General features: G+C 63.2%; 15 protein-coding genes. 2 read left to right on the top strand and 13 right to left on the bottom strand.

Features of this window, described 5'->3' with window-relative positions:
- Window positions 1-18: 18 nt before the first annotated feature.
- From JY451_04105 to JY451_04055, 11 genes are all read right to left on the bottom strand, one after another.
- Window positions 19-1,515, bottom strand: coding sequence for a Ppx/GppA family phosphatase (locus JY451_04105; protein QZH75780.1), 1,497 nt, complete (start codon window positions 1,513-1,515; stop codon window positions 19-21).
- A complete protein-coding gene (locus tag JY451_04100; GenBank protein QZH75779.1) occupies window positions 1,512-3,710 on the bottom strand; it encodes an RNA degradosome polyphosphate kinase in 2,199 nt (732 codons plus the stop codon). The genes JY451_04105 and JY451_04100 overlap by 4 nt, the downstream gene beginning before the upstream one ends.
- A 69-nt stretch (window positions 3,711-3,779) precedes the next feature.
- Window positions 3,780-4,805, bottom strand: a complete 1,026-nt coding sequence (gene virB11 / locus JY451_04095; protein QZH75778.1) for a P-type DNA transfer ATPase VirB11 — start codon at window positions 4,803-4,805, stop codon at window positions 3,780-3,782.
- 7 nt (window positions 4,806-4,812) lie between these two features.
- Entirely contained in the window at window positions 4,813-5,964 is a 1,152-nt protein-coding gene (locus JY451_04090; GenBank protein QZH76551.1) for a TrbI/VirB10 family protein, read from the bottom strand.
- A 26-nt stretch (window positions 5,965-5,990) separates the two neighbouring features.
- On the bottom strand, window positions 5,991-6,782 hold the full coding sequence (locus tag JY451_04085) for a TrbG/VirB9 family P-type conjugative transfer protein (GenBank protein QZH75777.1): 792 nt from the start codon (window positions 6,780-6,782) through the stop codon (window positions 5,991-5,993).
- Complete coding sequence (locus JY451_04080) at window positions 6,779-7,984, bottom strand: type IV secretion system protein (GenBank protein ID QZH75776.1); 1,206 nt, start codon at window positions 7,982-7,984, stop codon at window positions 6,779-6,781. Before JY451_04080 ends, JY451_04085 begins: the two co-directional genes overlap by 4 nt.
- The gene (locus tag JY451_04075) at window positions 7,981-10,410 is read right to left on the bottom strand and encodes a VirB4 family type IV secretion/conjugal transfer ATPase (GenBank protein QZH75775.1); all 2,430 of its coding nucleotides are present in this window, start codon (window positions 10,408-10,410) and stop codon (window positions 7,981-7,983) included. Before JY451_04075 ends, JY451_04080 begins: the two co-directional genes overlap by 4 nt.
- A 21-nt stretch (window positions 10,411-10,431) precedes the next feature.
- Complete coding sequence (locus tag JY451_04070; GenBank protein ID QZH75774.1) at window positions 10,432-10,713, bottom strand: VirB3 family type IV secretion system protein; 282 nt, start codon at window positions 10,711-10,713, stop codon at window positions 10,432-10,434.
- Between the two features lie 13 nt (window positions 10,714-10,726).
- A complete protein-coding gene (locus tag JY451_04065; GenBank protein ID QZH75773.1) occupies window positions 10,727-11,023 on the bottom strand; it encodes a TrbC/VirB2 family protein in 297 nt (98 codons plus the stop codon).
- Window positions 11,024-11,025: 2 nt separating this feature from the next.
- Window positions 11,026-11,670, bottom strand: a complete 645-nt coding sequence (locus JY451_04060) for a lytic transglycosylase domain-containing protein (GenBank protein ID QZH75772.1) — start codon at window positions 11,668-11,670, stop codon at window positions 11,026-11,028.
- A gap of 154 nt (window positions 11,671-11,824) precedes the next feature.
- Complete coding sequence (locus JY451_04055; GenBank protein ID QZH75771.1) at window positions 11,825-12,193, bottom strand: tetratricopeptide repeat protein; 369 nt, start codon at window positions 12,191-12,193, stop codon at window positions 11,825-11,827.
- Window positions 12,194-12,480: 287 nt separating this feature from the next.
- Between JY451_04055 and JY451_04050 the strand changes: the two genes are divergently transcribed.
- Together JY451_04050 and JY451_04045 are read left to right on the top strand one after the other, a co-directional pair.
- Window positions 12,481-14,058, top strand: coding sequence for a hypothetical protein (locus tag JY451_04050; protein ID QZH75770.1), 1,578 nt, complete (start codon window positions 12,481-12,483; stop codon window positions 14,056-14,058).
- 120 nt (window positions 14,059-14,178) lie between these two features.
- The gene (locus JY451_04045) at window positions 14,179-16,857 is read left to right on the top strand and encodes a TonB-dependent receptor (protein ID QZH76550.1); all 2,679 of its coding nucleotides are present in this window, start codon (window positions 14,179-14,181) and stop codon (window positions 16,855-16,857) included.
- Window positions 16,858-16,902: 45 nt separating this feature from the next.
- Here JY451_04045 and JY451_04040 read toward each other — a convergent pair whose 3' ends face one another.
- Window positions 16,903-17,595 carry a response regulator transcription factor gene (locus JY451_04040; protein QZH75769.1) on the bottom strand — a complete coding sequence of 231 codons (693 nt, stop codon included), beginning with the start codon at window positions 17,593-17,595 and terminating at the stop codon, window positions 16,903-16,905.
- A gap of 78 nt (window positions 17,596-17,673) precedes the next feature.
- A complete protein-coding gene (locus tag JY451_04035) occupies window positions 17,674-19,182 on the bottom strand; it encodes a tryptophan 7-halogenase (protein QZH75768.1) in 1,509 nt (502 codons plus the stop codon).
- Window positions 19,183-19,295 lie beyond the last annotated feature (113 nt).

Below are 19,295 nucleotides of genomic sequence, written 5' to 3'. Positions count from 1 at the left end.
CTCAGTGACCGGGAGCGCCTAGATTCCGCCGATTTCGATACGATGATGGAGGCCGATCCAGCCCGCCAGCCGGGCAAGTTCGCTTTCGACCGAATCCGATTTCAGATAGGCGCGGTCTTCCTTGATTCGCAGCACCAGTGTGTCGTCTTCGCGTCGCAGCATGGAGTTGCGCAGCGAAATGCGCGTGCCGCCGCCGATTTTGCGCGCCAGCCGGTTTGCGAGTCCCCAGGCGGAGGCGCGGTGGAGCTGATCTGCGTTCGCCATGCGCAGGTATTCCTCGACAATCGCGGGCTGGCCGCAACTGGCGCGCAGCGCCTGTGCCATCATCGCCCGGCCGGTGTGATCGAGACCTACCCAGCGCTTTTCCAGCGCCCAGTCGGTCGAATGCGACAGCCGCATATTGGGCTCGATCCGCGCGGAGGCCTGCGTCAGCATGGTCGCGGCCAGCCGGATGCGCTCACTGCCGCGATTGCGCCCGTCTGTCGCTTCGGCGGTCCAGGCCATTTTCAGCGTTGCACTCGTGATGTCCGCCCCGCGCGGAGTGGCGAAATGGGTGACGGCGGTGAGCAGCGGATCCTGCTCTCGCGCCGCGTCGCTCAGCCGCTGGGCAAGCAGCCCCTCGCGCAATCCCCAAGCGGAAATGATGACTTCGGCAGGCGCGAACTGGGTGAGCATCACGCGCAGCATCGCCGCCGCATCGGGCAGGCCCGAAGCGCGGTTGCCGGAAATGCCCGAAATGCCGGTCAGCTTGGCCGGATCGCATTTCGCCAGCTTGCGGGCCACAGCCTCCGCTTCCTCGTGCGAGAGGCAGTAGGCCTGCGGATCGGTGAGCGGATAGTGCGATTTGTGCATCGCATAGCTCGCCAGCGCCCGCCATGTGCCGCCGACCAGATAGAGCGGCCCGCCGTACGCTTTTGCCCATCGGGCCTTGTCCAGCTCCAACTTAACCGCCTTGCGGAAAGCCGCTTCGCCCCTTGCCTGCAAGGCGGGCAGACGTAAGGTGCCGAGCGGCAAGCTGACCCCGTCATGGCAGGTGCCGTTCTCGATCGCGACAAGTTCGAGGCTGCCACCGCCAAGGTCGGCGACGATTCCCTTGGTGCCCGGAAATGCACCGATGACGCCGAAGGCGGCGGCAGTGGCTTCCTCGACACCAGTCAGCACGCGCGGATCGAGCCCCAGCGCGCGAACCTTGGCCACGAATTGGCCGCCGTTACTGGCATCGCGCGCGGCGGCGGTGGCGACGGTAGCGATATCCTCCACCCCCAGATCATCCAGAATCGCGGCGAAGCGGGTGAGGCCGGAAAGCGCCAGTTCCTGCGCTTCCCGCGGTATTTTCCCGGTCGTCGCCAGATCGCGCCCCAGTTGCGCGGTCACCTTTTCGTTCAACCAGACGTTGGGCGCGCGGCGGGGGCCGGAATAGACCACCAGCCGCACGGTGTTCGAGCCGATGTCGATCACCGCCCGGTCCGGCACCTCGATCACTTGCGCGCTGCGTTTCGCGGTTGTGATCGTCACCGGTCGCCCTTGCGCAAGGTGAGCTTCGGCACCCGGCTGTCCTTCAGTGCTTCGCCGCGCCCGCTGAGCGATGGATTGGTCATGAAATATTCGTGGCAGTTGAAGCCGCGCCGCTCAAGTGCAGCCATGCTGTCCACTCGGTGATAATCCCCCGTCTCACCATCAAGCAGCCAGCTTTGCTGCACGTCGATCAGATTGGCGAGCAGCACCTGGTCGAGCACCTGATCGTGGACCGTGGTGTTGGCAATCGGCACCAGGGTTTCGACCCGGCGGTGCAGGTTGCGCTCCATCAGGTCGGCGCTGGAGATATAGACCTTGGCCTTGTCGCTCGGCATCGGCTCGCCATTGCCAAAGGCGTAGATGCGGCTGTGTTCGAGGAAGCGGCCGATGATCGATTTGACGGTAATGTTCTCCGACAGACCGGGCACACCGGGGCGCAGGCAGCAGATCCCGCGCACCACCAGCATGATCTCCACCCCGGCCTGGCTGGCTTCGTAGAGTTTGTCGATAATACCCTGATCGGTGATCGAATTCATCTTCGCCCAGATCGTGGCGGCCCTGCCCGCGCGGGCCAGCGCGATTTCATGATCGATGTCACTGATAATCCGCTCGTAAAGCGAAAGCGGGCTGATCGCGAGGCGCTCCATCTCCAGCGGTTCGACATAGCCGGTGACGAAGTTGAACAGCTTACCCGCATCGCGGCCCAGTGCCGGATCGGCGGTGAAGTAACTGAGATCGGTGTAAACCTTGGCTGTCACCGGGTGATAATTGCCGGTGCCGAAGTGGCAGTAGGTGCGCAGGGCCCCTTCTTCCGCGCGCACTACCATGCTGATCTTGGCGTGGGTCTTCATGTCGATGAAGCCGTAGATCACCTGCACGCCCGCGCGTTCCAGTTCGGCCGCCCATTTCAGGTTCTGCTCCTCGTCGAAGCGGGCCTTTAGTTCGACCACTGCGGTCACCGATTTGCCCGCTTCGGCAGCAGCGATCAGCGCATTGATAACAGTCGGCTGGTTGCCCGCGCGATAGAGCGCCTGTTTGATCGAGACGACATTGGGATCGGCGGCGGCTTGACGCAGGAAATCCACCACCACTTCGAAACTTTCGTAAGGGTGGTGGATGACGATATCCTTGGCGGAAATCGCCGCGAAGCAATCCCCGTCATGCTCCAGCACGCGCTCTGGATAGCGCGGGGCGTAGGGGACGAATTTCAATTCAGGGCGATCTTCCGCCACCACTTGCGCCAACCCGGATATGCCCAGCATCCCTTCGGTGGCGGTGATGAAGGCCTGGCTAAGCCCCAACTTGTCGCGTAGCAGTTCACCCGCTTCCCGATCGAAGCTCTCGTCGATCTCCAGCATGATGACCTGCCCGCGCCGCCGTCGTTGGATGGCGCTGCGGAACAGCCGGACCAGATCTTCGGCCTCTTCCTCGATTTCCATGTCGCTGTCGCGCAGGACGCGGAAGACGCCGTCCCCGTTGATCGTGAAGCCGGGAAAGATCAGGCTGGCAAAGCGGCACACCAGCCGCTCAATGGCGACATAGATCGCATCGTCCCCCAGGACTTCGGTGGGAATGCGCACGAAGCGGGGCAAGGCGCTGGGGATCAGCACCATCTCTACCAGTTGGCTGCCGTCGCTCAGCCGCGTCAGATTGAACAGCGCCCCGATGCCCATATTGGCAACGAAGGGAAACGGATGCGCCGGATCAAGCGCCTGCGGGGTAATGACCGGCATGATGTGATCGACGAAATACTGCCGGAGCCATGCCTCGGCAGCGTCATCGATGCGATCTTCCCCGGCGATATGAATGCCTTCGTCTTCCAGCAGCGGGCGCAGCGCGGCGAGGGCTTGCTGTTGCTTCTCTTCGAGTTCACGCACGCGAGTGGTGATCGCAGCGAGCTGCTGGCGCGGGGTGCGCCCATCGAGCGACATTTCGCTCACCCCGCTGCGAACCTGCCCGGCCAGCCCCGCCACGCGGATCATCATGAATTCGTCGAGATTGCTGCCGGAGATCGAGAGGAAGCGCAGTCGCTCGAGCAGCGGGTAGGCGGCGTTGTTCGCTTCTTCCAGCACCCGGTCATTGAATGAAAGCCACGACAATTCGCGGTTGAAGTAGCGATCTCCCACCGAGAGATCGGGCGCGCCGGGGCCATCGTTGGCGGCGGGGGGCGGGGTGATTTCAGGATTGCTCGACATGATCTCGCATCATCTGGCTTTTGCGGAGCAGCAGCGCAACCGATGACCCTTGGAGGTCATATTTGCCGCTCAGCCCCAGTTGTCGACGATATCGCGCGCTTCGGCGATGGCGCTGATGCCGCGTTTGCCGTTGACCCGGTCAAGCTGCACGATCACATCGATCACTCCGGCGGCATAGGCGATAGTATCGCTGCGGGTCAGGCCGATGCCGGTCTGCATCACCATCAGGCTGAGCTGTTCCAATGCGCCGCGCAGGCTGTTGGCGTGGATGGTGGAGAAGCTGCCCGGATGGCCGGTGTTGATCGCACGCAGGAAGCTGACGCTTTCCGCGCCGCGCAATTCGCCCAGCACGATCCGGTCTGGCCGCAGGCGCAAGGCCGATTGCAGCAATTCGTTGGCGGTGACCTTGGCCTCGCCAAGTTCGCCCTTAACCGCCACCAGCCCGACGCCGTTGGCACCGGGGAACTTGAGTTCGGGCGTGTCCTCCACCAGCACCACGCGTTCTTCGCGCGGGATTTCGCCGAGCATGGCGTTGAGGAAGGTGGTCTTGCCAGTGCTGGTCCCGCCCGAAACCAGCACCGTCTTGCGCGCGCGGATCGCGGCGCGGAGGAAAGCGATCGGTTCCGCCTGCGGATCGGGCAGGGTGGTATTGCCGGGTTGCAGCAGTGGCCCGGCGTCATAGGCGTCGAGCGGCAGGTCAAGCCGCCGGTGGCGACGGATCGCCATTGCCCAGTGCTTGCGCGTGGCAGGCGGGCCGCAGAACTGGATGCGCGCGCCATCGGGCAGGGTTGCGCCGAGCAGGGGATGTTCGCGATTGATCCCCTGATGACTGATCCGCGCGACCTGCTCGGCGAGGCGCTGGACCAGCTTGTCGTCGATGGAGGCAAGCTCGATGCGTTGCATTCCGCCGGAGGGAGCGGCGGCATCTTCCACCCACATTTCGCCGGGCTGGTTGACGAGGATTTCGGTGACCGTGTCCCGTTCCAGCCATTCGCGGAACGGCGCGAGATAGGCGTCAAGATAGACCGAGCCACTTGGAACCTGAGGCACCTCGTCCGGCTCTGCGCCCGCCAACCTGTGGATCTCGGCGCTCATGTCCAGCTCAGCGGACCGACGGAGCCTGGCCGAAGTCGAGATCGCGCGCGGTATAGACACGGATCGGCTCGCCCATGCGCACCCGCACGGTGGGCGAACGCTGGCCATCCTGCTGGAGCGCGGTATTGGCTGCGCTCTGCCCGCCGCCGAGGATGACTGATGCCCCGCCGCTGGCCACTGTGGTCAGCCCACCGATAACCGAGAGCAGCATGGCCGATCCGAAACGGCTGAAGAAGTGGTTGTCTACATCGCCCGCGATGCCTGCCGTGCCATCAAAACTGGTGGCGGGACTTTGCAACTGAACGGTCACGCCATCGGGGCGGATCACCCGCTGCCAGATCACATAGGCGCGCCGCTGGCCGGCTTGCAGGCCGGACTGGTACTGGCCGACCAGGCGGCTGGAGCGCGGGATCAGCACCCGGCTGCCGTCGAAGCTGCGCACGTCCTGGCTCACCACGGCGCGCACGAAGCCGGGGACATCGGTGTTGATCGCGGTTTCGAGGATGGCGGGAATCATCGTCCCCTGCGTCACCGTGGTCGCCGGATTGATGTCCTGCCGCGCCACTGCCGTGCCGCCGCCGACGCCGCCGATGCGCGCGGCAAATTCGCCCGCCGCGCCGCCGCCTGCGACCACCGCGTTCTCCGGCGCGCGCGCCATTGCCGCTTCGGCTGCAGCGGCATTGGCTGCGGCGCTGGAGGGGGCGACACCGCCGTCGAACACGAGAGTGGGCGAAGAATAGGGGTTAGCAGCAGGGCCGTAATTCGCGCCCGGTGCATTCGCCAGGACTGGTGAAGGGCCGGGATCGGCCTGCGGCATCACGCTCGCGCCCGCAGCTCCGGCATTGGCGCTGGGCAGACCATCGGTGGGCGTGACGCCGACCGGGACTACGCTGGCAGGCGGCGGCGCGGGTGGCGCAGCCGTGCCCGCCGCCGCTTCCTCGTTGCTTACCTTGCTGGCATTGAGGCCCCACAGCGTCGCCGCGCCGAGCAGGGCGACAAAGCCGATCCCCGCCGCAAGTCCCAAGGCATCCGAACGGCTCTTGCGGTTCGCCACCGCCGGGTAAGAAGTGCGGCTGGCGAGATCGATGATCTCGGTCGTCTCGCTATCGCGCGGGTCCATATCGTTGGCGACGCCGCGGTTCTTTTCAGGAAGGCGCATGGCAAGTTTCATCGCATCGGCTCCGTTCAATTCCGCTCGTTCTGGTCGCGCGCGGTGCCATCGGCAAGATAGGCACCTGCGGTGCCCTGGTTGGTAAGCAAGGCTTCGTCTTCGCCCGAGCGCAGGATGATTTCTCCGGGCACCAGATCGAGCACGATCACATCGCCGCGCACGGCAAAGTTCACCGGGCCTTCGTTGCCCTCGTGGTCTTTCAGCAGGATGGCCGGCATGGCGCGACCGACCGGCCAGGTGAGGAAGGTCGCTTCGCCATTGTCGTAGATCACTTCGGGAAGCAGGCCCGCCGAGCCAGAGCCCGCCCAGGCGTAATTGAGCGTGGCGGGATCGAGCACCGCGAGATCGTCGCTGGCGGCGGACATTTCCACGGCGTTGGGGGTGAGCGCAGGATCGGCGGCGGCCAGAGTCGTCGCGTCCTCAGGCTCCTCGGGATAGGTGAAAGTGAGGATGTACAGCGGGCTGCGCGCGTTCGGGTTTGCGACCAGATCGAACAGGTAGGTGTGGCGATTGGTCACCACCGTCATGTTGGTGGCAGCGCGCGGGGCGAGCGGCTTGACGAACAGCAGGTTCGCGCGGCGATTGGGCGTCACCTGCCAAGCGGTGGAATCGCCGATGGCGACGTTCTCGATCGCCTCGTCATCGCCGAAGCGGATGGTGGTCTGCACATTGGTCTTGCCTTCGATCCGCACGACTTCGGCGGGATCGTAAAGGCGTTCTACAAGGCGCGGATCGTCCTGCGCCAGCGCCGTGACGGGCAGCAGGGCACTGGCGAGCAGCAAGGCGGCAAAGGTCTGCCGGATCATGATTTCTTCTCCGTGGAGCGGATGGGCGCGCTTTTGAAGCGGCTGCCGATGCCGCGTGCGCGCGAAATGGGGGAAGCGGAATTGCCGGGGGCTGAACCTGCGCCGCTGGGGCCGGAGACAATGCGGGTTTCGCGGTTGGTCGATGCAGGTCCGCTGTCGTTCGCCGCCATCAGCGTGGCTCCGGAAACGCGAATACCGCGCGAGGGCGCGGTGGCGGCCTGCGCCACCCGCTCGCGCGCAGATGTAGCTGCGGCAGTCGGCGCCGGAGCGTTATAGACATTGGCGGCGACAGCCGGGGCAGGCGCGCGTTCGTCCGCCCTCTCGTTGTTGGCGAAGCCGAATACCGTCCAGCCGCTCACCATCGTGGTGAGCACCTTCATGATCATGAACATCAGCGCCAGATGCACCGCGCCGATCATGAAGAAAGCCATCGCCGGGCGCACGTCGATCTGGCCGGGGTTGGCTGCCAAGCTGGAAAGCACCGGGATCGCCAGTTCGAGCATCAGCGAACCGCCGAGCACTGCGAACAGCGGGGCGAGCGCCATCAGCACCACGCCCTTGAGCCAGCCGACGAACAGCCCCTTGGTGCCATCGAACAGTGCCATCAGGATGAAGATCGGGCCGATGCCCATCAGGATGGCGAGCGCGATCTTGGTGGTCGCCAGCACGCCCACCGTGCCCAGCAGCAGCATGGTGCCGCCCGACCACAGCAGCCCCGGTGGCGAGAAGATGGATGTGCTGTTGTCCATCGCATCGCCGCCCGATGCCTGCATCAGCGACAGCATCACCGCGTCCAGCTTGTCGGCGAAAATGGTGGTGGCGGAGCCATCGGTTCCCATGAGCGCGGTGGCGATCGAGTCAGGGCCCAGCACTGCCAGGTTCCAGAAGAACATCTGGAACACGAACCAGCTGGTGGCGAAAGTGACCACACCGACCAGCGTGATCATCTTGGGCGTGAGTGAGGACAAGCCGATACGGGTGCGCCCTGTCATCAGCGCGAAACCGAGCAGGGCCACAAACAGCGTAAGGACAATCGTCAGCGTCGGGCCGAGGAAGCCTCCTTCGGCGAACAGCCGGTTGAACGCCGCCTGCGCCATCGCATTCGCGGCGCAGTCGACACCGCGCAAGCTCGCGCCGATCCCGGCGCCGACGCCTTCCATCGCCCGCGCGCATTCGACCGAGATTGAACCAATTGTGCTCATTCCGCAGCTTCCCAACGCTGCGCATCGTCTTCGGGCTCTTCCCCGGCGGGGCCGGGCCACGGCCGACCGGTGAGCGCGGGATACCATTGCGAAGGATGGTCGCCCACCGCCTCGCGCAGCAGGTCAAGCCGCCGCACCGAGCTTTCGCGGCCCGAGAGCATGGTCAGCACTTCGGGTGCGCCGGAAAGGTCCAGCCGCACCACCACGCTTGCATCGGGCTGGCGCACGAGGAAGCAGCGGCTGTGCGCGGGCAGGCTGCGGATCAGCGCGAATTCGTGTTCGGTCAGGCCGAAACCCTCGCAGTAATCCTCCGGCCGCGCGCGGGCGTTGGGCATGAACACCATCGTGGCGGTCTGTTCGACCAGCGCGGTGCTGATCTTGCTGTCGAGCGCATCGCGCGCCGACTGGGTGGCGAAGCCGACCAGCGCGTTGCGTTTGCGCAGCGTTTTCAGCCAGTCGCGGATGCGCGCGGCGAACACTTCGTCGTCGAGCGCTTTCCAGCCCTCGTCGATCAGGATCATCGTCGGGTTGCCGTCCAGCCGCTCTTCGATGCGGTGGAACAGGTACATCATCGTCGGCGTGCGCAGCTTGGGGTTTTCCAGCAGCGCGGTCATGTCGAACCCCATAACGCGGGTGGAAAGGTCCAGCCGATCCTCGGCATTGTCGAACAGCCAGCCGTTTTCGCCTGCCTCGATCCAGGCCGATAGCCGGTCCGCCAGATCGCCGGGTTGCGGGCGGCGGCTGCCGGAGACCAGTTCCTTGAAATGGCGCAGGCGGCGCAGCGAGGGATCGTTGGCATAGGCCGCGTCTACCGCGCTGGCGATGGTCGCGCTTTCCTCGGGCCCCTCGGCCTTGAGCAGCACCGACAGCCAGTCACGCAGGAAACCGCGGTTGGCGGGCGTATCGGGCAGCGCGAGCGGGTTGAACCCGGTCGGCTCTCCCGCGCGGATGCGATCGTAGGTGCCGCCGATCCCGCGAATGAACAGCTCCGCGCCGCGATCCTTGTCGAACAGGATCGTACGCGGCGAGAACTTCTGCGCCTGCGCGGCGAGGAAATTCATCACGACGGTCTTGCCCGAACCCGACGGGCCGATCACCGAGAAATTGCCCAGATCGCCATGGTGGAAGTTGAAAAAGAACGGCGTCGAGCTGGTCGTCTGGAGCAGCGTCACCGCCTCGCCCCAGTGGTTGCCTTCAGCCTGTCCCAGCGCGAATCCGTGGAGCGAACCGAAGCTGGCCATATTGGCGGTCGAGATCATCGCCCGGCGAACGAGGAACGCCTCGTTGCCGGGGAACTGGCCCCAGAACGCCGGTTCGAGATTGGTATCCTCGCGCACCGCAATCGCGCCCGTATCGGCCAGACTGGCGGCGACTGCGGCGGTGGCGTCGTCGAGCCGTTCGAGGCTGCGCTCGCGCACCAGCACGCTGAGGTGATGATCGCCGAAGCCGACCGAGCCTGCACCGAGTTCGTCGCGCGCGGCCATCATGTCGGCGCGCTCGGCCTGGGCTTCCTCGTCCGCGCTTTTGAGGCGGCGGATCGCGAGATCGATGCGTTCGCGCGCGGTCTGGCGCTCCTGCGGGGCGAAACTTTCGCTGACGATCATTTCGTAGGGCAGCCGCAACATGGCATCGAGCAGGCCGGGGCTAGTGGCTTCGGGATAGTCCTTGAGGCTGAGCATGGCCGCGAAATCGGCTCCGGCGGAACCGCGCAGTTCCATCGCATCGATCCCGAAGCTGGCGCGGCGATAGGGTAGCATGTTGCCAATATCGGTTTCGATGTCGGGGCGACGCACCGGACGCATTTCGCCGTTGTAGAGCGCGCTCAGCAGTTCGAGCAGTTCGTTGTTGGTGCCGCCCGAAGCACCGGCATAGTCGCCCAGCGGCTGCGCCCCGTAATCGCCCAGACTGGCAGCGAGCGCCTGCACTGCGGCACGCAGGGTGCGCAGGTCCTTGGGATCGATATCCTCCGCTTCGCTTGAGCGACGATTGAAGAACTTGCTCGCCCGTTCGGCCAGTCCTGCCTTGCCGCGCGCCGGGCGGCGCACCAGCGTCACGAACTGATCGTTGACGAACAGCGCGCCGGAGGACAGCTTCTCGCGCCAGCGGCGATCGATATGGGCGGACAGCGGATCGTCGAACCGGGCTTCCAGCTCGACAGCCACCCGGCGGCGGATGACGTGGTGATACATAACGAACCGCGCATCAAGATTGCTACGCAGCATTACCTCGCGGGTCACGGCATGGGCATTGAGCGCATCGGTATCTTCGGTTTCGAACAGCAGGCCCGGCACTTGCAGCGCCGCCATCAGCGAGCCGTCGCGCAGCAGCAGCGTGCTGGCATCGACCAGCCGCGCATAGGGCAGCCGGTCACCAGCCGCCGCTTCCTTGGCGCTCCATGCAGCGGCTCCGAGCCACTTGTTTGTCATCGCATTTGCTCCTGCCGCCAATCAGGCGGAGTACGAATTGCAGCCCCAGCGCTTGTAATTTCTCACGCGCGGGCAACGGCTGACCTTGGTGATCCAGAGGTCGAAAAAGCGCGGTTCGCGCAGGCAGGCGAAATAGCCAATGGCGTGCATGATAATCGGGATGGGTACGATCCAGAAGCTCTTCAGGATCAGGAAAGCCTCGGTCGTCACCAGCGCGTTGATCACGAAATAATTGAACGTCACGCCCGCGAACATCTGCGGGCGGGTGAGCGCGCGATGGACGGGGTGGCGGGTGAGTTGCATGGCCTGGTCCCGATCAGCCGACGGCGGCCGCGCCCTGGATGCCCGCAACTATCGAGGCAGCGCCGAAGATGATGAACACACCGATGATCACTGTCGCCCCGAACCGCCAGTTCACGCGGCCCGTCAGCATCATGAACCCGACCGCTGCCACCGCCATTACCGCCACTGTGGTCGCCACCGTGCCAAGCATGGTGTCGCGCATCCAGCCGAAAGCATTGTTGATCGGCGAAGAACCGGCAGGGTCCTGCGCGAAAGCGGCACTCGGCAGCAGCACGGTGAGGAAAGCAGCAAGACGGGCAAGGATACGCATGTCTATTCGGGACTCCGGGAGTGGTTGGCAAGGCGGCCCATGATGGCCGTCACGTAATTGCGTGTTTCACGAATGTTGGGAACCCCGCCTGAACGGATCACCCGCCCCGGCCCGGCGTTGTAGGCGGCCAGCGCGCGCTCCAGATCGCCGTCGAACCGGTCCAGCTGTTCGCGCAGGTAGCGCGCCCCGCCTTCGAGATTGGCGAAAGGATCGTCCGGGTTCACCCCCAGATCGCGCGCGGTACCCGGCATAAGCTGCGCCAGTCCCCGCGCGCCGACCGGAGAGACGGCATCGGCGCGCCAGCGGCTTTCCTGCCACACGAGGGCTTCTAGTAGCGCGGGGCTGAGGTCGAACCGGTGCGCAAGGTTCTGGATCGCGGCGGCATAGGTAACAGGAACACCTGCTGCATGTGCTTGCGTGTTGGCCACCGCATATTCGGGAAGCAGCGTCGCCACGTCGGCGGGAACTTCGCTGAGCGGCTCACCGGCGACGAGCGCCGTAGCGAGCCCCGGCTGTTCCATGACCGGCCCGGCGATCCACTGCACCTGCCCGTCCATGCCGACTTCCAGCACGTCTGCCTGCGCGGGAAGCGCAGTGCAGGCGAGCAGCGCGAAAGCTGTCACAGTGAGGGCGGAACGCAGAATCATCCAAGGAGTCTCCAGAACGCGCCCTTGCTTACACGAAATGACAACGCTGTGACAAACTTGCGAGATTTTGGGCTGTCAGTGCAGAGCTCCGATAAGCATAAGGCCCGGCGAGCAACGCTCACCGGGCCTTGGCGAAATTCTCGGCTCAGGATGCTCAGCGCGAGGCGAGCGCCTGCAATTCAACGCTGGCGAGCGCAAGACTGGCGGCTTCGCGCGAAGCCATCCACCGACCATTGGCCAGTTCCAGCTCGTATTCCTCGCTGCTGTTGCGCGCGGCATTGTAATAGAACTCGGCACGTTCGAGATTGCCCAGAGCGGAGTGCGCGCTGCCGAGGTTGATAAGAATCGCCGGATCGTCCGGATTCTCCGCCAGCGCCGCTTCCAGTTCGATCAGCGCCGCCGCAGCGTCGCCTTCAACCAATGCTTCATAGGCAACATCGCGGGTTTCGTACTGCTGTTCCACCATTACGGCAGTGGCGGCCTGGGCCAGCATCAGCGGCGCGAAGGCAAGCGTGGCAAACATGGCATCTCTCCTTTGGTTATGGAGGCATTGTGCCGCGCGATCCGCAGCACTGCAACAAAACTGTCACATTGTCACAAATCCGCAATATTACTTCGGGCGATGTTTGGCAGATGCGGGACCGGGAAAACTTACTGCTAAATTTATCAGAAGGTTACTGGAATTATGTCCGCCATTCTTCGTACTGTCACATAGTCGCAAACAAACTGTCACGCGCTGCGCCTAGTCCGCCGTTGAGCGAAAACGCATTCGCTTTCCTGTGATTCTACGGACTTGAGGGGCCGACCGCTGTGACCAAACTTTCCCGTTCATTCATCCTTGGCAGTTCGATTCTGGCGCTCGCCGCTTGCGGTCCGGAAGAGATCGCTTCGCCCGGCACCGGTGGCAATGTCATCATCAACAATCCGCCTGCCACGCCGACGCCTACCCCGACGCCCACACCGACTTCGTCGCTGGTGACTCCCGCCAATGGCTGCCCGACCATCGCCGATGCGCAGGGGCTGACCGACGAAGGCACGATCACCGGCCCTGAAGGCACATGGCGCGTGTGCGCTACCCCGCTGCGTTTCAACGCTTCCTCCACCTTGCCACGCGTTCCCGGCCTGCTCTATCGCCTGCCCGGCCAGGTGAGCGTCGGAACCGATGGCGGTCCCGCTCCCGATGCGAGTGACGGCTTCTCCGACACCGACGTTGAACTTACGATCGATCCGGGCGTCATAATCTACGCCAGCGGCTCCTCGTTCCTGAACGTGACGCGCGGCAACACGATCGATGCCAACGGTACTGAAGACCTGCCGATCATCTTCACCAGCCGCGATAACGTGCTGGGCCTCAACAATGCCGATTCGTCAGGCCAGTGGGGCGGAGTGGTGCTTTCAGGCCGCGCGCCGGTGACCGATTGCGTCCAGCCTGCTGCGGCGCCGGGCACGATCGATTGCGAGCGCCAAGTCGAAGGTGCGGCTAGCCCGGCTTTCTTCGGTGGGGCAACCAACAACGACAATTCGGGCTCGATGAGCTTCGTCCAGATCCGCTATTCGGGCTTCGTCCTTTCGGGTGACAACGAATTGCAGTCGCTCACCACCGGCGGTACCGGCACGGGCACGCAACTGGCGAATATCCAGTCGGTCAACTCCTCGGACGACGGCGTCGAATTCTTCGGCGGCTTCGTCAACATCAAGCGGCTGATCGTGGCCGGTGCGGAAGACGACTCGCTCGATACCGATACTGGCGTGAAGGCGAACATGCAGTTCGTCCTTGCTGTCCAGCGCGCAGGCATCGGCGACGCGATCATCGAAGCTGACTCGGATAACGGCCTGTACCAGCAGACTCCGCGCCAGAACACGACGATTGCCAACGCTACTTTCATCCAGCGCAAGAACGACGATCAGGTGGTCCGCATCCGTGGTGCTGCCGATTACGGTCTGTACAACACGCTGGTGTGGGATGCTTCGGCAGCCGGAACGCCCTGTATCCGGATCGATCAGGCCGAAACCGCTGCTGCCACCAATCCTGGCGGTGACGAAGTCGGTGCGCCGCGCTTCCAGTCGGTCGCGCTCAATTGCACCACCAACTTCCGCAACGGCAGCGATGGCGGCCCCACCGCTGCGCAGGCCGAAGCGATTTTCGATGCTGGAGCGGGCAACAACAAGAGCTTCACCAATACCCTCGTCAACGGCTACCTCAACGGTGCCAACGAGAACACCTTCGCGACGATCTTCGACGTGACGACGCTGGGAAGCTTCTTCGAAGCGGCGAATTTCATCGGCGCGGTTGGCGCAACCGACTGGACGCAAGGCTGGACCTGCGACTCATCGGCTGTGAGTTTCGGCAACAATACCGGCAACTGCCTGACCATTCCGGTCTTCTAAGATGATGCGAGCGGGGGGTGTGTCAGGGCGTGTGCCCGGCACACTCCCCCTTTTGCTTTTCCGGCGGGCTGCAGACGCCCGCGTTACAATCCGGATCGTACCATGAGGGATTCCCCGATGATGACCACTGGCAAGCAGCTGGCGGCTTTGCTTCTCTTAACAACCGCGCTGACCGCGCCGGTAGCGGCTTTCGCACAGGATGCTGGTGGCGCTACCGCCCCGACCCAGCAGGATGTCGAGGTCGAGCAGGAAGAGCAGGTCGAGGAACCCGACGTATCGGTTCCGGGCGGTTCGATCATCGTCACTGGGCGGATCAACCGCGATCCTATGCAAAGCTCTACCCAGGTCGTGACTGTGCTCTCGACCGAGGAAATCGCCCGCACAGGTGAAGGCGACATCGCCGGTGCGCTCGGCCGCGTTACCGGTCTTTCGGTGCAGGGGCAGGGATTTGTCTATGTCCGCGGCCTCGGCGACCGGTATTCCCTGGCACTGCTCAACGGCCTGCCGCTGCCTTCGCCCGAACCGCTCAGCCGCGTGGTTCCGCTCGACATTTTCCCCACCAACGTCATTGCTTCAAGCTTGGTGCAGAAGACCTATTCGGCCAACTTCCCCGGCGAATTCGGCGGTGGCGTAATCAATCTGACCACCCGCGCAGTGCCCGAAGAGACATTCCTGACCGTGGGCGGCAGCCTCAGCGGCGACACCGAGACGACCTTGCACAACGGTTTGTCCTATTACGGCTCCGATTACGACTGGTTCGGCTTTGATGACGGGACGCGCGACGTTCCACCCGCCTTGCAGACCTATTTCGACAGCCGTTTGCAAATGAGCGATATTCCGCTCGATCCGGCCCAGAATATTGGCGGCGCGCCGATTACCCAGCAGGACATTGCCCAGCAGCTTGGCGACCCCAATCAGATCCTGCTTCAGCGCATCGGCGATGTTCCCGCCAACTGGTCGGCCAGTCTGACCGCCGGGACGGCTGTCGATGTCGGCAGCGATGGCGTGCTGGGTATCGTCTTCACCGGCTCGCTCAGCAACAAGTGGCGCACGCGCGACATTACCTCGCAGTCGATTCTGGCGGACTTCTCGCTCGATACCGACTTCCGCGACGTGGTGACCGACAACCGCATTTTGGCGAACGCGATGCTCGCGGTAGGTCTTGAAATCGGCGACCACCGCTTCCGCTTCACCAACCTGTTCATCCGCGACACCGTGAAGCAGGCATCGCTTTCGGTAGGCGAGGATTTCGACGATGACGACAGCATCCAGCGGCAGCAGACCGCCTGGTACGAGCGCCAGTTGATGGATAGCCAGCTCGTGGTCGAGCTGGAGTTCGGCGATCTCGGTCTCGACCTGCGTGGAGGCTATGCCCGCACCGACCGGGAGGCGCCCTACGAGTACACTTTCACCTATGTGCGCGACAACGCCCAGGGTGATCTGAGCGACACATTCATCAACGTGCTCGACCGCCAGACAGGCGATGCGGCCGTTGTTTTTTCCGATCTCAAGGAAGAAGTCTGGTCGGGTGGCATAGATCTCAGCTATCCGATTTTCGACGGGTTCACCGCAACGGTCGGTTATGCCTATACGGATACGACGCGCTTCTCCGAGCGCCGCGAGTTCCTCTTCAACGCGCCCACAAGCTTTCCCGATGCGATTGGCGCGCTGCGGCCCGATTTGCTGCTTGGTGATGCGATCATCGATTTTTACGATATCGGCCTGATCGAATCGACGCAGTCCGATCCGGCCTTTGCTGCCGGACTGGAAATCCACGGCGGCTACGGGAAGATCAACTGGGAGCCGACACTTGGTCTCAATTTCGATATCGGCGTCCGTTACGAAGATGCGATGCAGACGGTCAATCCAGTGCAGGTGTTCGACGTGGTCGGCGGCTCCACTGCTTCGACGCTGCTGGAAAATGCATACTGGCTGCCCGCTGCCACTATTACCTGGGAACCGATCGAAGACCTACAACTGCGCGCTAACGCCAGCCGCACCATCGCCCGGCCGCAGTTCCGTGAGCTGATTTTCCAGACCTACTACGATCCGGAAACCAACCGCCAGTTCAATGGCAATCCGCTGCTGGTTGACAGCGAGCTAACCAATTACGAAGTGCGCGCCGAGTATTATCTTGGCGGCGGTGATCGCTTGTCGGTGGCTGGTTTTTACAAGGATATCGAAAATCCGATCGAAGCCTTCTCCAGCTTTTCGGACAATTCGCAACTCACCAGCTTCGCCAATGCGCCCAATGCCACCCTTTACGGGGTTGAGGCCGATGCGCAGTATACGATCGATCTGATCGATATGGGCGGGTTCTTTGAAACCAAGCAACTGCTGCTGTTCGCCAACTACACCTGGACGCAGTCGGATATCTCGGTGGCGGCAGACGATGTCACCCTGCTATTCCCCGGTGGCCCGACAGCGGCCAGCAATCTGTTTGTCGATGGCGTTCCGTTGACCGGCCAGTCCGATCACCTTGCCAATTTCCAGATGAGCCTGGAAGATCTTGACCAGTTGCAACAGTTCACCGTGCTGGTGAACTATGCCAGCGAACGGGTGACTAGCCGTGGCACGGCGGGCCTGCCGGACATTCTCGACGAGCCGGGCCTGACGCTCGATCTGGTATATCGTCAGGGCTTCGACTTCTTCGGCAGTGAGGCCGAGCTGAAGATAGAAGCGCGCAACATCCTTGGCCGCGGAAACGAGGAATTCCAGACCAATGGGACCGACCGGGTCGAGATCAACTCGTACGATGTCGGTACGACCATCGGGGCTTCGCTCTCGCTGACTTTCTGAGGCTGAAGCCTGGAGCTTGCCCAATCCAGAACAGGCTCCAGGCGATCACCCCTCGCGCACGACCGCCGGCGTATCGAACACATAGCCCTTGCCATGCACCGTGCGTAGCAGGTGGGCCGCGCCGGCATCACGGAGGCCCACGCGCAGCCGCTTGATCCACACGTCTACCGTGCGCAGGTATTCCGGGTCACCCGCCTTACCGAGCGCTTCGATCAATTCCTGGCGGGAGAAAATCCGGTCCGGATTCTCGGCCAGAAAGCGCAACACGCGAAACTCATTGGGGCGAAGCACTATTCGCTCGCCTTGCCAGCGCGCGTGTTCGCTGCCTGTGTTGATAACCAGATCGCCGTGCTCGATCAGCCGCTCGGTTGCGGCGCTGCGATCCCCGGCATGTCCCGCCAGCACCCGGTCGAGCATCGCCTGCCGACCTAGCGGGGCAATCGCGTAGTCGTCCGCCCCCGCCTTCAATGCGCGGCGGCGGTCTTCGGCATCGTCTTCGTCCAGCACCATTGTGATATGCGCATGGACCATGCGCGGATCGGCACGCAGGCGGCGGACCAGTTCGAGGCCGGAGCAATCGTCGAGCACCCAGTCGACGAATGCCTTGGGCGCACCTTCGACCAGTTGCATCGGGCCCTGGCAGGTGAGCAGCGCAAAGGCGTAGGTCACTCCGTCATGGGTAAAGGCGTCGAAGCGGGCGGATTGCTTGTCTGTCGTGAAGATGCTGACGCGCTGCATGGTCGATTGTGCCCTGTTGTGCACGGGCACTGCTGCCGACCAAATTTGACTCCGCTATGACAATCGCCACGGCTATTTTCAGGCAGGAGCTGCCGGACAATATCGGGCCAGATATTCGCCATGCGTGGGCATGTGCTGGACGAGGAAGCGCACCGATTTTTCGATCTCGTCCAGTTCTTTGCGCGTCGCTGCCTGATCGAGCGTGGCGGCCATTGCATTGTGGCCCCGCATGGCAATACCCTGCCCCATCATCACCGCTGCCCAGCTCGTTTCGGTGAAGAGCTCATCATCCTCGCGGAAGATCTGCCCGTTCATTTTGAACAGTTCGATCTTCTCGGTCAGGCTGTCGGGCACAGACATCGTGCGGCAATAATTCCAGAACTCCGAATCGGTGCGGCTAGTGGCGTTGTAGTGCAGGATCAGGAAGTCACGGATCCTCTCGTATTCCTTGGTCGTCAGCCGATTGAAGGTTTGGGCCTGCGCCTCGTTCACCCCGTCCAGCGAAAGCAGCGCCATCAGCTTGTTGATGCCGGTGTTGATGAGGTGGATCGAAGTTGATTCAAGCGGTTCCATGAATCCCGCCGCCAGCCCGAGCGCAACGACATTCTTGTTCCAGAACTTCTTTCGCCGCCCGGTAACAAATCGAAGGTGGTTGGGCTCGGCAGTCGGCTTGCCCGCCATGTTGGCCATGAGGATATCGGTTGCCTCGTCTGGCTGCATGAATGCATCGCAAAAAACATGGCCGTTGCCGTTGCGTGTTTGCAAAGGCACCTGCCATTGCCATCCGGCGGAATGGGCAGTCGCGCGGGTGAAAGGCGGGGGCGGGCTGCCATCGTCGCGATTGCAGGGCAGGGCGACTGCGCGGTTGCACGGCAGCCAGTGGGTCCAGTCCTCATACCCCGTCTCCAGCGCCTGTTCGATCAGCAGCCCGCGAAAGCCGGAGCAGTCGACGAAAAGGTCGCCCTCGATGCTCTGCCCGCCTTCCAGTGCGAGCGAGGTAACGAAGCCGCTCTCGCTGTCCAGTTGGACATCGTCCACCCGTCCTTCCTGCCGCACCACGCCGCGCTGCTCGGCATATTTGCGCAGGAAACCGGCGTAGGCAGTGGCATTGATGTGGTAGGCGTAATTGACGGGCGGCAGGTCATCACGCTTGAAATCCTCGGTCTTGGCGAACTTGCCGAAGTAGGCTGCCATTGTTTCGACATTGAAGACCTGAATTGGCCGCTTGTCCCCCTGCTGGTGAAAGTGGTGCCAGACATGCGGGAAAGTGATGCCGCCCATCGCATAACCGTAATTGCCGAAAGGGTGGATGTAACTGTCACCCAGCTTGCCCCAGTTGACGAACTGGATGCCGAGTTTGAAGGAGCCCTGGACGGCCGCCAGCATCTCGGCCTCGTTCAAGCCGAGCAATTGCTGGAACTCAATGAATGGGGGGATCGTCGCTTCGCCGACGCCGACTGTGCCGATCAGTTCGGATTCTATCAGCGTGATCGCCAGATCGTGCCCTTCCCGCAGCCGCGAAAGCGCAGCCGCCGCCATCCACCCGGCGGTGCCGCCGCCCACGATCACGATATGCTTGATAGCCATGTGTGCAATCCGTCCTCTCGTCCGTAACCCTGCGTAACGACACACCTGCCCGAAGCAAGGGCGTCGGCTCGGGTCACAAGGTCCGTATTGGCAAAAATGCTACACTATGGCAT

It is taken from the genome of Erythrobacter sp., assembly GCA_019739335.1.
Classification (GTDB): Bacteria; Pseudomonadota; Alphaproteobacteria; order Sphingomonadales; family Sphingomonadaceae; genus Alteraurantiacibacter.
The sequence above is the reverse complement of the archived record's forward strand: the minus strand, read 5'-3'. Positions and strand labels throughout refer to the sequence as shown.

What these genes read in the sequence shown, in the direction of transcription:
- JY451_04100 (QZH75779.1), bottom strand. Translation starts at nt 3,710, where the DNA reads ATGTCGAGCAATCCTGAAATCACCCCGCCCCCCGCCGCCAACGATGGC.
- virB11 (QZH75778.1), bottom strand. Translation starts at nt 4,805, where the DNA reads ATGAGCGCCGAGATCCACAGGTTGGCGGGCGCAGAGCCGGACGAGGTG.
- JY451_04090 (QZH76551.1), bottom strand. Translation starts at nt 5,964, where the DNA reads ATGCGCCTTCCTGAAAAGAACCGCGGCGTCGCCAACGATATGGACCCG.
- JY451_04085 (QZH75777.1), bottom strand. Translation starts at nt 6,782, where the DNA reads ATGATCCGGCAGACCTTTGCCGCCTTGCTGCTCGCCAGTGCCCTGCTG.
- JY451_04080 (QZH75776.1), bottom strand. Translation starts at nt 7,984, where the DNA reads ATGAGCACAATTGGTTCAATCTCGGTCGAATGCGCGCGGGCGATGGAA.
- JY451_04075 (QZH75775.1), bottom strand. Translation starts at nt 10,410, where the DNA reads ATGACAAACAAGTGGCTCGGAGCCGCTGCATGGAGCGCCAAGGAAGCG.
- JY451_04070 (QZH75774.1), bottom strand. Translation starts at nt 10,713, where the DNA reads ATGCAACTCACCCGCCACCCCGTCCATCGCGCGCTCACCCGCCCGCAG.
- JY451_04065 (QZH75773.1), bottom strand. Translation starts at nt 11,023, where the DNA reads ATGCGTATCCTTGCCCGTCTTGCTGCTTTCCTCACCGTGCTGCTGCCG.
- JY451_04060 (QZH75772.1), bottom strand. Translation starts at nt 11,670, where the DNA reads ATGATTCTGCGTTCCGCCCTCACTGTGACAGCTTTCGCGCTGCTCGCC.
- JY451_04055 (QZH75771.1), bottom strand. Translation starts at nt 12,193, where the DNA reads ATGTTTGCCACGCTTGCCTTCGCGCCGCTGATGCTGGCCCAGGCCGCC.
- JY451_04045 (QZH76550.1), top strand. Translation starts at nt 14,179, where the DNA reads ATGACCACTGGCAAGCAGCTGGCGGCTTTGCTTCTCTTAACAACCGCG.
- JY451_04040 (QZH75769.1), bottom strand. Translation starts at nt 17,595, where the DNA reads ATGCAGCGCGTCAGCATCTTCACGACAGACAAGCAATCCGCCCGCTTC.
- JY451_04035 (QZH75768.1), bottom strand. Translation starts at nt 19,182, where the DNA reads ATGGCTATCAAGCATATCGTGATCGTGGGCGGCGGCACCGCCGGGTGG.